13 protein-coding genes are annotated in these 15,675 nt (G+C 64.6%); 3 read left to right on the top strand and 10 right to left on the bottom strand.

The window, feature by feature from the left end; all coding sequences use genetic code 11:
- The first annotated feature begins 316 nt into the window (after positions 1 to 316).
- Positions 317 to 1,666, top strand: coding sequence for an ABC transporter substrate-binding protein (locus Q7514_RS16565; RefSeq protein WP_330134378.1), 1,350 nt, complete (start codon positions 317 to 319; stop codon positions 1,664 to 1,666).
- A gap of 466 nt (positions 1,667 to 2,132) precedes the next feature.
- Here Q7514_RS16565 and Q7514_RS16560 read toward each other — a convergent pair whose 3' ends face one another.
- Entirely contained in the window at positions 2,133 to 3,035 is a 903-nt protein-coding gene (locus Q7514_RS16560; RefSeq protein ID WP_330134377.1) for an SDR family NAD(P)-dependent oxidoreductase, read from the bottom strand.
- Between the two features lie 189 nt (positions 3,036 to 3,224).
- On the opposite strand from Q7514_RS16560, the gene Q7514_RS16555 reads away from it, so the two are divergent.
- A complete protein-coding gene (locus Q7514_RS16555) occupies positions 3,225 to 3,368 on the top strand; it encodes a hypothetical protein (RefSeq protein ID WP_330134376.1) in 144 nt (47 codons plus the stop codon).
- Between the two features lie 266 nt (positions 3,369 to 3,634).
- Positions 3,635 to 4,993: an amidase family protein gene (locus tag Q7514_RS16550; protein ID WP_330134375.1), complete on the top strand. Its 1,359-nt coding sequence runs from the start codon at positions 3,635 to 3,637 to the stop codon at positions 4,991 to 4,993.
- A 491-nt stretch (positions 4,994 to 5,484) separates the two neighbouring features.
- Here Q7514_RS16550 and Q7514_RS16545 read toward each other — a convergent pair whose 3' ends face one another.
- From Q7514_RS16545 to Q7514_RS16505, 9 genes are all read right to left on the bottom strand, one after another.
- Positions 5,485 to 6,237 carry a TetR/AcrR family transcriptional regulator gene (locus Q7514_RS16545; RefSeq protein WP_330134373.1) on the bottom strand — a complete coding sequence of 251 codons (753 nt, stop codon included), beginning with the start codon at positions 6,235 to 6,237 and terminating at the stop codon, positions 5,485 to 5,487.
- 142 nt (positions 6,238 to 6,379) lie between these two features.
- Positions 6,380 to 7,513, bottom strand: coding sequence for a thiolase family protein (locus tag Q7514_RS16540; RefSeq protein ID WP_330134372.1), 1,134 nt, complete (start codon positions 7,511 to 7,513; stop codon positions 6,380 to 6,382).
- A 66-nt stretch (positions 7,514 to 7,579) separates the two neighbouring features.
- Entirely contained in the window at positions 7,580 to 9,163 is a 1,584-nt protein-coding gene (locus Q7514_RS16535) for an AMP-binding protein (RefSeq protein ID WP_330134371.1), read from the bottom strand.
- Positions 9,160 to 10,287: an acyl-CoA dehydrogenase family protein gene (locus tag Q7514_RS16530; RefSeq protein WP_330134370.1), complete on the bottom strand. Its 1,128-nt coding sequence runs from the start codon at positions 10,285 to 10,287 to the stop codon at positions 9,160 to 9,162. Before Q7514_RS16530 ends, Q7514_RS16535 begins: the two co-directional genes overlap by 4 nt.
- A 33-nt stretch (positions 10,288 to 10,320) precedes the next feature.
- Positions 10,321 to 11,505 (bottom strand): acyl-CoA dehydrogenase family protein, encoded by a 1,185-nt coding sequence (locus Q7514_RS16525; RefSeq protein WP_330134369.1) that lies wholly within the window; start codon positions 11,503 to 11,505, stop codon positions 10,321 to 10,323.
- Positions 11,506 to 11,518: 13 nt separating this feature from the next.
- A complete protein-coding gene (locus tag Q7514_RS16520; RefSeq protein WP_330134368.1) occupies positions 11,519 to 12,364 on the bottom strand; it encodes a MaoC/PaaZ C-terminal domain-containing protein in 846 nt (281 codons plus the stop codon).
- Entirely contained in the window at positions 12,361 to 13,293 is a 933-nt protein-coding gene (locus tag Q7514_RS16515; RefSeq protein WP_330134367.1) for an SDR family oxidoreductase, read from the bottom strand. The genes Q7514_RS16520 and Q7514_RS16515 overlap by 4 nt, the downstream gene beginning before the upstream one ends.
- Positions 13,290 to 14,360, bottom strand: a complete 1,071-nt coding sequence (locus tag Q7514_RS16510) for an acyl-CoA dehydrogenase family protein (protein ID WP_330134366.1) — start codon at positions 14,358 to 14,360, stop codon at positions 13,290 to 13,292. Before Q7514_RS16510 ends, Q7514_RS16515 begins: the two co-directional genes overlap by 4 nt.
- Entirely contained in the window at positions 14,357 to 15,487 is a 1,131-nt protein-coding gene (locus tag Q7514_RS16505) for an acyl-CoA dehydrogenase family protein (protein WP_408016119.1), read from the bottom strand. Before Q7514_RS16505 ends, Q7514_RS16510 begins: the two co-directional genes overlap by 4 nt.
- Positions 15,488 to 15,675 lie beyond the last annotated feature (188 nt).

The raw sequence follows: 15,675 nt of genomic DNA, 5'->3' as shown, positions 1-15,675 counted from the left end.
CGTGTGGTCCTTCTCGGCTTGGGGCCGAGGACCAACCTTTGCGCGACGGTTGCTCACCCCTGTCCCCGGCATGAACGGATGGCACCCAATGCACTGTCCTACCAAGGCTCGAAGCAGGCTCCGCAGGGGTCTTGCCGCGATCACAGTTGCGATGCTGTTGAGCGCGTGCGGGGGTGGAACAGCGGGAAGTGTCGCCAACGAGAACGCAGAGCCGGACGAGAACGCGACGTTGAGAGTCGCCGCTACCCTCGCCCCCAATAATCTGGATCCATTCCAGTCGACCAGCTATCTCGTCGACTTTCCGTACCTGTCGCCGGTGTACGACCGTTTGACGCAGATCGAGTCGGGTCCGACGATCACGCCGATGCTCGCCGAGTCGTGGTCCTTCGCTCCTGACGGAATGATGGCCGACTTCGTGCTGCGGACGGACGCCCGATTCCATGACGGAACCAGCGTGGACGCTGACGCGGTGGTCGCGAGCCTTATGAGGGCGCGCGATCCTCAATTCCGGTCCGCCTCGAGTCTGTCGATGGTCGCGGACATCTATACGCTCGACGAGCGGACGGTGCGAATCGTAACCACGAGACCTGCTGCCGATCTACCTTATGTACTTGCCTCGACTCATGCGGCAATTGTCAATCCGGTCGCGCTGCAGAACGGTGTTGACCTCTCGGCCGAGACCGCAGGGTCCGGGCCCTACGAGGTCGATCAAGTCAGGCGTGGCGATCGGATTACATACCGCAGAAGCGAGCAGTATTGGGATCCGTCGGCACAGCAGTCGGCAAGATTGGAAGTGTTGGGAATAACCGACGAGAACGCCCGGCTCAATGCACTCCGCAGTGGGCAAGTGGACCTGATCCCTGCGCGGCCCGGACAAATCGACGATGTCGAGGCGTTGGCACAGCAACCGCAGTATCGCGTCTATAGCTTCCCGACTGCAATGTATTACTCGATGGTGTTCGACATCGGGCGGGAGGGCGTGGACGACGCCCGCGTACGGCAGGCACTCAACCATGCGGTCGACCGCGAGTCGATCAATGAGGGGTTGATGAACGGGAAGTGTTCGCCCACTTCACAACCTCTGGTGTCGGGAGTTGTCGGCCACAACCCCGATGTCGAGAACCTGTACGAATACGATCCGGAGAAAGCCCGGCAGCTTCTGCGTGAGGCCAGCATCCCGGAAGGCTTTCGGCTTCGAATCGTGTACATCTCGGGCCTGTCTCCCATCCAAGAGATGATCACCGCATTGCAGGCGCAACTCTCCGATGTCGGCGTCGACGTGGAGATACTGGCCATGCCTGCGGGAGACTCGCAGCGGAAGTTCGCGGAAGGTGGCTATGAGAACGTCAATGCTCGCGTGACCTACGCGATGCCGTCGCAGACTCTTCTGGGGGCCTACCTCGAGCCGAATTACTTTCCGACGGCGCCTTCTGCGGAACTGTCCGACGTGATCATAGCGTCGTTGAATCCCAATCTGGGTGACGAAGAACGCACACAGCTGGTATCCAGGGCGTCGGGAATAGCCGCCGAACAGGCGTACGAGCTCTTTCTGTGTGGAGGGCCGACGGTAGTTGCATCGAGTGACAAGGTTGTCGATCTTGAGCGCCTCGGGCATGTCGATTTTTCTGGGGTGATGGACATCCGCTACATCGGCAAGGCTTCGTGATCGCATTGCCGCGAGCCCGGCCGGTCGGATTCTGAAAGGTGCACGATGACGACAGGACCGAGCCGGAACTACCGTGCGTCCAATGAGCAGACAACCTATTCTCCGGCGTTGTGGCACGAGCGGAGGCGACGCTCCTCATCGACGAGCGTCCCTGTGCTATGAGTTGCCTGTTCACATTCTGGGGCAACTCATCTGGTGCCGACGGCAAGTGAAAGCTGAACACGGCACGGTATCTCAATATCGTCCCTGGCTAAGCTAAGCGAGGACGCAGTATCACCGGACGGAGCCGTCGATATCGTGTCTGGCGACAAGCGCAGCTCACATCTGGTCGTGTGCAGCTGCGGGCACTGACGGATTGGCGCGATGCGGTGACATCTCTCACGAGGGCACTCGACCAGGGTGTGCGAAATCGTTTTACGGCGACGTATTTTGCCCCGATCGAGTGCGGTTGGTGGATGATTGTCGCTCATCGTGTGTGTCGTGCCGGCCAGGGCATCACGCGGTGTCGTCGGCTTCCATCCTCACCGGGTGTACAGACTTGGGTTTGGCGGCGGCGGCCTCCTTGATAGGGTTGCAGATCGAGCGGTCCGAACTCGTCGAGACAGAAAATTGCCTGTGGCTCAACGGGTTTACTGCGCGGTGTATCCGCCGTCCACGATGTACTCCCCACAGTGATGAACGACGCTTCGTCGCTCGCCAGGAACGCGATGAGGCCGGCCACTTCGTCCGAGGTGCCGAGCCTGCCCATCGGTGTCAGCGTTGCCATTCGCTCGCGTCCCTGATCCCCGAGGGTGGGCGTGTCGATGAAGCCGGGATGCACCGAGTTCACCCGGACGCCCTCCCGCGCCAAGGCGACGGCGGTGTTCTTTGACAACGTCCGCACGGCGCCTTTCGCGGCGGCATACGCCGGGGCGGATCCGAAGCCTCCGACGATGCCGAACATCGAACTGACGTTGACGACCGAACCGTAGCCGGACACCTTCAGAGCGGAGCTTGCCGCACGCTGACCGAGAAAGACTCTGGTCTGCGACACCGCGATGACCCGGTCGTAGAGCTCCGTAGCGGTGCCCTCGATCAGGTCCGGATGGGCGATACCCGCATTGTTCACCAGGATTCCCAGTGCACCGGAGGTGTCGACCGTCTCCGCGATCGTCTCCTCCCATTCCGCTTCCGACGAGACATCCAGATGCCGATACACGGACCGACCGCCGCCGGCCACGATCGACTGCGCGACAGTGGCGCCGAGGTCGTCCTCGATGTCGGCGACGACCACGGCACCCCCTTCGGAAGCGATGCGTTCCGCGACCGCACGGCCGATGCGGCTCGCCGCGCCGGTCACCAATGCCACCTTGTTTTCGAACCGACTCATCGACTCGCTTCCTTCTCGTGGATGGACAGTTCGGTCATCGTTCCTCCGATGGTCAGCGGATGAGGGTTCCGCGAGGACCTCGTCGCGGGCCTCAGCGCTCGCGCCGTAGTGATCGCAGGGCGCACGGACGGCGCTGAGCGAGCCGTGTGTGATGGAGTTTCACCCACCGACGAAGGATGAGCGCGGTACATGCGTGCTTTCGACCTCAGTAACGGTGTCACCGATGGCATGAACGAAGCCGGTCTCGTTGTATCGATGATGCAGCTCATCGATCGAACTACGTCGACATTCGGCCCTCCAGGCATCGAGCCGGAGTTGAACGAAGAAGGATAACGGAGGAGAGCGCGATGAAGGTATCCCTACATCAAGGAAAGCTATTCAGTACTGATCTTGGTGCGGGATTGCTCTATCTTTGTCAATCAGCTCGCCCGGCTCGGGGCTACACCTCTCTTGGGGTGACATCGGTGGCTCAGCGACCGACGTCCTACGACGGGGCGGCTGAGTGAGCGACCGGTGTGACGCCAGGTTTATTGACGCACTGCTTGGTACGCGACGGCGCTATCGGCGCACATGGAAGTCGACAGATTGGATCCAGTGGAATGGCGAACTACCAGCCCGTCGGTATCGGAAGCACAAGATCGATGATCAACGCTTCGGACGCCCGCTCCGTGTTCGACGAGTCCCTGTCGCGCGCGCGCACGACAGCGGAGCTCGGCACCTTCATCTCATTGGCGGAGCGGGAGCCGATCGGGGGGCGCGGCCGACTGGCCGGAGTTCCGTTCGCGGTGAAAGACAACATCGACACGGCGGATCTTCCGACGTCCGCTGGCACCCCGGCGCTTCGTAATTCACGTCCGGGTCGCGACCACGTCGCCGTTCAACGCTTGCGGCAGGAAGGTGCTGCGTTACTGGGCAAGACCAATCTGCACGAGCTCGCATTTGGTGTCACGTCGAACAATGCAGCCTTCGGACCGGTGCGAAACCCATACGATCCGTCTCGCTCGGCTGGAGGGTCTTCTGGGGGTTCGGCGGTGGCGGTAGCGACTGGTTGTGTGCCGTTCGCACTGGGAACGGATACCGGCGCGTCGGTTCGCTTGCCTGCCTCCTACTGCGGCGTTGTGGGTTGGCGACCGACTGTCGGTCGATGGGGCAGTGACGGCATGGTTCCGGTGTCGCGCACGCGTGACACCGTCGGTGCTATGGCTACCTCGGTCGCTGACATTCTGGAGGTCGATCGCATTGTGACCCGAGAACGATTCCAAGCGCCGCTGGTGAATCATCTGCGTCTCGGTGTCCCGGATTCCGGGTTCTTCGATGACCTCGATCCGGAAGTGGCGACGACTGTCGGCACTGCCTTGGATCAGCTTGCTGATGCTGGCGTCGAACTGGTGGAGCTCGACTTTTCGGTCGCGCACGAGCTCGATGAGGAGTGCGGGTTCCCTATCGTTCTGTTCGAGATGGCACGCGATTTACCGAGGTACCTCGAGGAACTGCCTGGCGTCGAGAACTCTTTGGGGATGGAGGAACTCATCAACAACGTCGCTTCGCCGGATGTCAAGAGCCTGCTGCAAATCGCTACCGGCGGCGCATGCACTCCGTCGCGGTATCAAGATTTGTTGGCAGTTCGTGAACGACTGCGCCACGCATATCGTCATGCGATGACCCATGACGGCAGGGAGCTGGACGCCCTCATCTATCCCACGTCGCCGTTACTGCCGCCACCGGTAGGCGACGACGATACGACTGAGCTGTGCGGCAGGCAGGTCCCAGTATTTCCTACAGCTTCACGGAACACTCGACCGGGCTCGACCGCTGGAATGCCGTCCATCACTCTGCCGTGTGGACGGTCGTCAGCGGGGCTGCCCGTAGGTGTATCGCTCGAGTCGCTACCCTTCAATGACGATGCATTGCTTCACGTCGCCGGTAGAATCGAACGTGTACTGAGCCTCGCGACGTGAGGGTGATGTGCCCCGAGTTCCGTGGAGTCGAGTTGCTCCGTTTACATTCTGCCCCAGAATTATTCGATCGGCGCGTTGGCGTAGCATCGACCGGCTGATCGTGGCCCAGATCTCGGCGATCACGGTCGGAATGGTTCATCGCCGGGACGGCGGCGTGCGGCGAAGTCGTAGATATCGAGGCAGGACGCGTTGCGGGCGAGGCAGATCGGCGCAGAAGATCAACATCCGTCAGAGGGAGATGCCTCCTGGTTCGATGTGTCGGCGCCGATCCAGTGCGGCCAGCGAAACGATCTCTGGGTCGATGGTGGCGAGGTAGCGGACGAGGGATTCGTATCACCCCCGTACCGTCTAACGGCGCGAGACACTGGCAGATGCATTGTGGTACCCATCGGAAGACTGCGGCCTCGCCAACGCCGCCTGACTGCGACCTGGGATTATCACACTGTCGCGGACGGGTCAGGTGCGAAGGAGGGTTGGTTCAGACCTACGAATCAGCTCGCCCGTGGTTTGTTCTGCAGGCCGAGTGCTCGCACCCAGATGTCGTTGAGAGCGTCGATGGCCTCCTGTTCGGGGCCGTTGTCGCTTCCCGTGAACCACCAGTAGCACTGGTTGCTCGTCATCGACACGAGTGCCGCCGCAGTCGGTTCGGGCTCAATACCTGAGTCGGCGTATCCGAGGTCTTGCCAAACCCGGATCCGGTGCGCGATGCGGTCGATCTGGTTCTCGCGTCCTTCGCGGCGGCTTTTGTTGGTCTCCTCGTCTACTCCCGCCACCTGCTCGACCAATGCATAGAAGGCGGCGTTGGCGCGGTACAACTCGATATATCGCCGATTCGCTTCCCTCAGGTCCTCGACCGGCGCCTCACCGGATTCGGGGGTGCGAAATGTGACTGCCTCGTAGATCTTGTCACGCATCTCGTTCTCGAGTGCTTGGAACGCATCGATTTTCGACGTGAAATAGGTGTAGAAGCTGCCGCGTGCAATACCGGCTTCCCGCACGATGTCGTCGACATTCACTTCGAGATAGCCATCGCGTTCGAAGACAGTACGCGCTGCCTCGAGAATCTCCTGGCGGCGTCGGTGGCCGCGGGGGGTTCCCCGATGTTTGGAGGTCTCTCGGCGCTTGGCCGCGGTCCCGGACGGCGTCCAGCCGCCTCGGGTGCGGGGTTCGTCGCCTGCGGCTTGGTCGGCAGCTGCTCGCGCCGTTGCGGACGGTGCAGTCGTACGAACATCGGATTTGGCCATGCGCAATCCCTCCCACTCGGTCGCCGTGCGGAACGTCGCGAAGTCGACATTGTCGTCAAGTGTATATGCCGTGTCAGGAGCGTCGGGTCCCGTCACAGTCAGCGATTGAATCGGCCCGATCGCAGACTCTGGCCGCCGCCGGTCAGAGCAGCTCCAGGATCGTCGCGTTCGCCATGCCGCCCGCTTCGCACATCGACTGCAGGCCGAAGCGGATCGATCGGTCCTTCATGTGGTGGATCAGTCGGGTCATCAGGATCGCTCCCGACCCGCCGAGCGGGTGCCCCACCGCGATGGCGCCGCCGAGCGGATTGAGCGCGTCAGGGTCCGCGCCTGTCTCCCTCTGCCAAGCGACGGGAACCGGTGCGAACGCCTCGTTGATCTCGAACGCGCCCACATTCGCGATGGTGAGCCCGGCGCGATCGAGAGCCTTCTTCGTGGCCGCGATCGGTGCGGTGAGCATGATCCGGGGATCGTCACCGACGACGGAGGACGTGTGGATCCGCACGATCGGAGTCCAGCCGCGTGCTGCCGCGTACTCGCTCGTCGTGACGAGCAGGGCGCCTGCACCGTCGGAGATCTGTGAGGAGTTGCCGGCGTGGATCACGCCGTCCTCCTTGAACACCGGCGCGAGTTCGGCGAGTGATTCGAGCGATCCGTTTCGCCGGATTCCCTCGTCCTGGTGGTACCCGTCGACGGGAGTGATCTGCCGGGTGAACGCCCCGGCATCGGTCGCTTCGGCGGCCCGCGAATGCGATCGGAGCGCGAACTCGTCGAGCTCGGCCCGCGACAGGCCCCAACGTTCCGCCATCATCTCCGCGCCGATGCCCTGGCTGAACTTCTCCACGTTGTAGCGGTCGGTGACTTCACGCGGATACGAATCCCCGAGGATCGTCGTCGCCGATCCCATCGGGATTCGGGACATCGACTCCACACCACCTGCAACGACCACGTCGTGCTGGCCCGACATGACGGCGGCAGCGGCGAAGCTCACCGCCTGCTGGCTCGACCCGCACGCGCGGGTAACCGTTGTCCCGGGAACGGTTTCGGGCCACTCGGCGGTCAGGGCGGCGATCCGCGCGATATTGCTCGATTGCTCGCCGACCTGGCTCACACAGCCCCAGATCACATCGTCCACGTCGGCGGGATCCAAGGCGCTGCGCTCGGCCAGCGCGGTGAGGACATGCGCAGAGAGCTTCGCGGGATGGATGTCGGACAGTGCGCCGTTCCGGCGTCCTATCGGGGTGCGCACAGCATCGACGATGACTGCATCACGCATAATTCTTCTCCTTCGAATCGCGACACCGTACGTCGCGCTGATATGCCTGTGCCACAGACGGTGTCGTCAGTGGGCGCGCTCGTCGACGATCGCGTCCCGAAGCCGAAGTCGGCTGAGCTTCCCCGTCTCGGTGCGCGGCAGTCCGCGAAACTCGATCGTGCGTGGGCACTTGTACTTCGCGAGTCGGCCGCGGCAGTGCTCGAGCAGTTTCTCGGCAAGCTCCTCGGAGGGGGCGAGGGCTTCCTTCAGCTCCACGACGGCATGTGCCGCCGCACCCCATTCCGGGTCGGGTAGTCCGATCACGGCCGCGTCCTGGACCGCGGGGTGCTCCAGCAGCACCTGTTCGATCTCGGCGGGATAGATGTTGACGCCGCCGGAGATGATCAGATCGGAGCGCCGATCCGAGATGAACAGCCAGCCGTCCTCGTCGAGATATCCCACATCGCCCGTGGTGAAGAAATCGCCCTGACGAGAAGCGGCCGTCTTGGCCGGATCCTTGTGGTACTCGAAGGGGGTCGCGTTCCGCAGGTAGATGGTGCCGATCTCCCGGGGAGGCAGTTCGTTTCCATCCGGGCCGAGCACCTTCAGTGCGGCACCGGGCCATACTCGACCGACGGTTCCGGGGTGCTCCAGCCAGTCCTGCGCCGACACCGCGGTGCCGCCACCTTCGGTGGCCGAGTAGTACTCGAACAGGATCGGGCCCAACCACTCGATCATGGCGTACTTCTCGTGCACCGGGCACGGTGCGGCGGCGTGGACGACGGCTCGCAGGCTCGACAGGTCGTACTGCGCACGAACGGATTCCGGAAGTGCGAGAAGCCGGTGAAACATGGTGGGCACCATGTGCGTATCGGTGACGTGGTAGGTCTGAACGGAGCGGAGGAATCCTTCCGGTGTCCACTTGTCGAACAGCACCACCGTCCGCCCCATGTGGAGCGCCGCGAGCGCGAACCCGTTCGGTGCCGCGTGATACAGCGGTGCCACGACGGCGTGCACTCCCGGGCCGAGCATCAAACCGTGGGTTCGGTGCTGCGCCGAGAACGAGGACGCGAGGGCTTCTTCCGGTCTTACGTGCGGCAGGGCCTTCTTGACGCCCTTGGGACGCCCCGTGGTGCCGGACGTGTAGAGCATGGTCAGTCCCTGCCACCTGTCCTGCGGGTCCGGGTGGCGAGCCAGAAGTGCACCGATGGAACGGAATCCCGGATGAGACCCGGTCGTGAAGCGAAGGCGTGCGTCGATTCCCGCCGAGTCCGCGGCGCCGGCGCCGATCTGTGCCAGCCCCTCGTCCTCGCCGACGAACAGCGCCAGGGAATCGCTGTTGGTGAGGATGTACGCGACCTCGTCGGCGCCGAGATGGAAGTTGAGCGGAGTCAGGTAGAGCCCGATCTGCGAGGTCGCCAATTGGACCGCGAAGAATCCGGGCGTGTTCTGCATGAGCACTGCGACCGTGTCACCGCGCACGAGACCCAGTTCCAGCAGTTCGGCGGCAATCGCGTCGGCCCGAACCAGCAGATCGCCGTAGCTGGTCTCCTGACCGGATGGGTCGATGACCGCCACCCGCGTGGGATCCGAACGCGCGATCTCCCAGAAGGAGACGCCGCCTTCGACGCGATGACCGGCCGTCGGGGCCGGAGACGACGCTGCGTTCATTGCACTTCTCCTGCCGGATCGTGGTAGCCGAGGAGGTCCGCGACGACGTCGGTCTGCCCCTCGTGGCCACCGAGGAACTGGCTGCTCACCCGAGCCCGCTTGTAGTAGAGGTGAGCCACGTGCTCCCACGTGTACGCGATTCCTCCGTGCAATTGGATCATGTCCCGGGCGACCGGAAGGTAGTGCCTGCTCGTGTACGCGAACGCCGACCGCGCGGCGAGGGAGAACTCCGCCGGGTCGTGGGCGAGGCGTCCGGCGTCGCGGACCAGCGCCGTGGCGAGCCGGCTCACCACGTACATGTCCGCCAGTCGGTGCTTGACGCCCTGGTACGACCCGATGGGGCGACCGAACTGGTAGCGCAGCGTCGCGTAGTCGGCAGTGATCTCCACACACCGCTCGATACCGCCGAGCTGCTCCGCGGCCACCGCGTAGGCGAAGTGGTCGACGATGCGCTCGCGGGAGCGCCGCGAATCCGATGCGGCCAGTTCTCGGGACGGTACGGCGTCGAAATCCAGCCGGGCGAAGGCGCGGGTCGGATCTGCGGTGGTCAGGGAGGTGCGTACCAGCCCGGTTGCGTCCGCGTCGACCAGGTGGAAGACCGGAGTGCCTGCGTCGTCGATCGCCTCGACGATGATCAGATCGGACCACGCGCCGTCGAGCACCATGGACACCGATCCACTCAGACCATTCGACGTCGACCGGACACCGGCCGAGGGGGAGGTGTCGTCACGAAGGGCGACCGCCACGGTGATGGTCCCCTGCGCGATCGCCGGCAACAGCTCCGCGCGCGCCGATTCGTCGTCCAGGGCGAGGAGCGCCTGGGCGCCCAGCACGGTGCTGGAGAGGAAGGGCGCGACCGCGAGGCTCCGACCGAGTTCCTCCATGACGACGGCGAGATCCGACAGACTCGAATCCGCCCCTCCGTAGCTGCCGGGTATTCCGATCCCGGTCACGCCCATCTGGGAGGCGAGCACGTCGGCCAGACCGTCGTGGGACCGACCCGGGCTCGTCGTCCCGGAACTGTCGACGAACACCTGAACGGACTCCGTCGGGCATTCGGCGTCGATCGCCTTCCGCAGCGATGCGCGCAGCACTTCCTGTTCATCTGACAACAACAGGGTCACGACTGCCTCCTCTTCTGGATTCGAGTGGTTGTCTCAGTCACGCCGGGTCCCGACCTTCAGGTCGCGGAACGGCACACCCCGGTCCGCAGACGGGTCCTTGGGCAGTCCGAGGACCCGTTCGCCGATGATGTTTCGCTGAATTTCGTTGGTGCCGCCTGCGATCGACGAGGAGGGCGTGGCGTCGATCGCCCGGGACAGCTCTGCACTCTCTCGGTCCCCGTCCAACCATCCCGCGCTCTGCAGCCCGCCGATCCGGACCGCCAGATCCGATGCGCGACGGGCGAGTTCGCCACCGGCGAGCTTCGCCACCGAGCCGAGGGCACCCGGGTCGACACCGCTCTTCTTCATGTCCTGCAGGAGGGCGCCGAAGGCGCGGGTCGCACGCTCCTCGATCACGTGGGAGGCGAGTTCGGAACGAAGGCGTGGATCGCCGATCTTCCCGCAGGTGCGGGCCAGTTCGGCGAGCTTCTCTCCGGACAGGGGATTGGCCTTCGCCTTCAGTGACGTGCCGATCGCGATCCGCTCGAACCGCAGCATCGCGACAGCGGCATTCCAGCCGTCGTTCACCTGGCCCACCACGACATCGTCGCGCACGCGGACAGAGTCGAAGTAGACCTCGTTGAAATACGCTCCGCCGGACATGTCCTTGAGCGGCCGCACGTCGACACCGTCGGCATGCATGTCGACGATGAACATAGTGATTCCCTGGTGCTTGGGCACGGTGGGATCCGTTCGCGCCAGCAGGATTCCGAAGTCCGCGAACTGCGCGCGCGACGTCCACACCTTCTGCCCGGAGATCAGCCAGCCCTCGTCGTCGTGGACTGCCCGTGTCTGCAGCCCGGCGACATCCGACCCGGCCCCGGGTTCCGAGAACAATTGGCACCAGATCTCGTCCCCGCGAAGGAGTTTCCGGAGGTGGCGGTCGCGTTGCGCGTCCGTTCCGAGCTGGAGGATGATGGGACCGCACATTCCCATACCGACGCCGAAGGGCTCGTTCGGAATGCGGTACCGGGACGCCTCTTCCGCGTACGCCTGCTCGTGGGCGACCGTCTTGCCGAGCCCGCCGTATCGCTCGGGCCAGGTGATGGCACCGAATCCGGCATCGAACCGTGCGGCCTGGAATGCCTTCGCCTCCGCGATGTCCGAGACCTCGTGGCGCGGCGCATGTTCGTCGAGCCAGGCGCGCGCCTGTTCTCGGAAGATTTCTGGACTGTCCATGGTCACTCGCCTTTCACCTCGTCGTGAGCACGCCGCGGTCGAGGACGGCGTCGCCGTCGCCGTCGGCCGTGCGGTAGATGGTCCGATCGCCGTCCTTCCACAGGGAGACCGTGAAGGTCTCCCCGGGGAGGACCGGCTTGGTGAAGCGACCGCTGATCGACGCCAACGCTCCCGGGTCGACCTGCAGGGCCTGCAGTGCTGCGCGCGCGGTGATGCCGAATGTGCAGAGCCCGTGGAGAATCGGCCTGTCGAACCCGGCACGGGTGGCGAGCACCGGGTCGGAGTGCAGGGGGTTGCGGTCGCCGGAGAGGCGGTAGAGCAGGGCCTGGTCCGTCCGGGTCGGGACCGCGACGCTGACATCGGGTTCACGGTGCGGTTCCGGCCAGTCCGCCGGTGCTTCCTTCGGTCCACCGAAGCCGCCTGCGCCTCGGAGGAAGCTCGCGCCCTCACTGGTGAAGAGCGGAGCGCCGGAGGCGGGGTCGACGGCGTCGATCGTGGTCCGGATCAGCGCACCGGATCCCTTGTCGAAGATCCCGCTGACGCGTGCGGTCAGGCTCGCCGATCCCTCGACGGACAGGGGCTGATGAAGGGTCAGCTTCTGTTCGCCGTGCACAACCTTCGCGCGGTCGACCTGCCCGATGTCGACGGCCAGGCCCGCCCGTTGCGAGAGGACGATCGCGAAGGTGGGCAGAATCTGCTGTGTGACGCCGTTACTGTTCTCGGTGGTCAGTTCACGTTCGGCTGCGGGATCCAGTTGTCCCGCTCCGACACCGAGGGCGTAGAGGATGGCATCGGTCGAGGACCATTCGACGACGGCCGGACCGACCTGCCGGCCGACGGCACCCAAATCGAGACTCATGCTGGCGACACCGCCTGCTTCTCGGGCTGCCCGTCGATGCCGGCGTTCGGGCGCGCATTCGCCACCAGGCCCGGGATGACGTCGTCGAGTTCCTCGACTCGCCACCTCCGTCCGGAGTCGATGGTGGGACCGGCAGACCAGCCTTCGGCGACGGTGATCCGGCCGCCACGGACGCCGAACACCCTGCCCGTGACCTCGCGAGCCGCAGGAGACGCCAACCACACAACCGTCGGGGCGATGTTCGCCGCGTCGAACGGATCGAAGTCCGGATTCGACTCCACCTGAAGGCCGGCGAAGACGTCCTCGGTCAATCGGCTCAGCGCCGTCGGGTAGATCGCGTTGACGGTGACTCCGTATCGGGCGGCCTCGCGGGCGGTGATCACGGTGAATGCCGCGATCCCGGCCTTGGCTGCACCGTAGTTCGCCTGCCCGGGGTTGCAGTAGAGCCCGGACGACGACGCGGTGTTGATGATGCGAGCATCGACGGACATCCCCGACTTGCTCTGCTCACGCCAATGTCCGAGTGCGACGTGGGTGGGGCCGAAGGTGCCACGAAGGTGAACGCGGATGACCTGATCCCATTCCTCGAACGACATGTTGACGACCGTGCGGTCCCGCAGAATCCCCGCATTGTTGACGAGTACGTCGAGTCGGCCGAATCCGGTCACCGCCGTGTCCACGAAGTTGCGTGCGCCGTCCTCGGTCGCGATGTCGTCCGTGTTGACGAGGGCTTCGCCACCGAGTGCGGCGATCTCTGCCGCCACCTCGGCGGCGGGGCCCGTGTCGCCGCCCGCACCGTCGCGGGATCCACCCAGATCGTTGACGACGACCTTTGCGCCGTGCCGAGCGAATTCGAGGGCGTACTCACGCCCGATTCCGCGTCCTGCTCCGGTGATCGCGACGACCTTGCCGTCCATGATGCTCGTCATTCCATGTGCCTTTCGGTATTCGACGTGATCAACTCCCAGACGGAAGCGGGATCACGATGGGAGAGGTCCCGGCCGATCAGCCGGGCCCAATACGTCTCGGTGCCGAACTCGTCGCGCCACGACCACAGGCGGCGTGTGAACCAGTGCAACGAGCACTCGCGTGTCGTGCCCATGGCTCCGTGGATCTGATGCGCATTCGCGGCGCCCACGGATGCCGCCTCGCCGGCGATGATCTTCGCGATCACGGCGTCCTCGGCGAGACCTGAGGCGAGAGCGGTCTCCGCGGCCATCCGAGCCTGAGCGACTGCTTCGCCGGAGACTGCGATCAGCTGGCCGACGGCCTGGAACGACGCGATCGGCCGGCCGAACTGCACGCGATCCTTGGCGTGCTGCACGCTCAGTTCGAAGGCGCGCTCCAAAGCGCCCGCCATCTGGATGGATCGCATCGCCGCGGCCCGTGCGATCCACCAGTCTGCATCGAGGTCTTCGCACACCGCGCCCGCCTCGGACGCGATTTCGACGTCCCTGAAGGTGACGGTATCGCGGGGCTCGCCGGCCAGGTTCGACCCGTTCACGATCTGTGCGCGCTCGGTGGGCACCACGGCGACGACGGGTCCTCGAGGGCTGGTTGCCAGCACCACGATGTGGCCGCTGACACGCGCCCAGGGCACGTTGGCCTGACTCCCTGTCAGCGTCCATTCGTCACAGGTCTCTCGAGCGTCGAAACTCCCGGGCGCGAGGGCGACGGACAGTGCGCTGTCCGGCAGCGTGAGGCCCGCGGCTTCGAGCAGCGGCCCGGCGAGGAGCACGGTTTCGGCGAGCGGAACCGGTGCAGACGAGTATGCGGCCAGACGCACCATTTCGGCTGCCTCGGCCGGCGTGCCTCCGCTCCCTCCCGCGGATTCCGAGATACCGACGCGCGTGAGTCCGCTCGCCTCGAGAACCGACCACAGGTCGGACGACCAGCCCGACTTCTCGGCCTGCTCGAGCCGCTCCGGCGTGCAGTACTCGGCGAACATCTGCAGCGCGGTGTCGGCGAGGATCGGGTCGACGGTCACTGTGGTCATCGGGTGAGCTCCTTTGCTGCGACGCTGCGGAGGATTTCCGTGGTCCCGCCTCGAATGGTCAGCGCGGGCAGCGTGAGGATCGTTGTCGGGAGAAGGTCGCGAGTGGTGCCCGAGGTGTCGCCCGGTTGCCCGGCGGTCAGGTCGCGGATTGTCTCGGCCACCTGCTTCTCGAACACCGTGCCGAGATCCTTCACCAGCGCGGCCTCTGCGGCAGGCGCTCCACCGCGGTCGATCTCTCGCGCGACTGACAGCGACAGGTTGTACACGGTGCGGTATCGAGCGGTGATACGACCGATCGCGTTGCTCGTGGCGTCGGACTCGTCGACCAGTCTTTCGCGAAGCAGGGCCCGGAAGAGACCGTAGGTGGACAGCCACCTGTCCGGCCCCGAACGCTCGTACGCCAGTTCCGAGTTCACCTGTCGCCAGCCGTCACCGGGTTCGCCGAGTAGGTCCTGGTCGGCGACGAACACATCATCGAAGACGACCTCGTTGAAGTGATGGCTCCCGTCCAGGCTGATGATCGGGTTGATCTGGACCCCGGTACTTTTCAGGTCGACAAGGAGCTGACTGAGCCCTGTGTGACGGTTGTCGGTCATCGGGGCCGTCCGGCAGAGGACGATCGCGTAATCGGCGGTGTGGGCACCCGAGGTCCACACCTTGGTGCCGTTCAGCTGCCAGCCGCCGGCAACCTTGCGCGCCGAGGAGCGGATCGAAGCGAGGTCGGAACCCGAATCCGGCTCACTCATACCTATGCAGAACGTGCAATCCGCGTGTGCGATCCGGGGGAGGAGGCGCTGTTTCTGCTCCTCGCTGCCGAACTTGACGATGCTCGGTGCGGATTGCCGGTCCGCGACCCAGTGTGCGGACACAGGTGCCCCGGCGGCGAGCAGTTCGGTCACGACGACGAAGCGTTCCACCGCGGTGCGGCCGTGGCCGCCGTACTGCCTCGGAATGGCCATGCCGACCCACCCGCGTTCGGCGAGCAAGCGGCTGAACCCGATGTCGGCACGGTGGCCGAAATCGGTCCAGCGGTCGTCCGATCGCTCGGAGTTCTCGGCAAGGAAGCCGCGGACCTCCGAGCGAAGCTCGAGCTCGTCGGCGGATAGTGCTGTCGGTGGAAAGTACATCACTTCTCCAGATCTTCGGCTGTTGAGGCCGCTCACCTGTTGCGGGGGAAACGATTTGCCGAGCAAAAAGTCCCGATCGATTAAGTCGACATTAGTGTCGACTTTTGTGAGACTACCCATGTGCCAGGGGTCCGGCAAGGCCTGTGTCGGTGACCGCGGTCAACCGTGGAAGAAGTCGACAACGTTGT

This window comes from Rhodococcus artemisiae (assembly GCF_036327795.1).
GTDB lineage: Bacteria > Actinomycetota > Actinomycetes > Mycobacteriales > Mycobacteriaceae > Rhodococcus > Rhodococcus artemisiae.
This window is presented reverse-complemented; position numbering and strand designations above follow the sequence as displayed.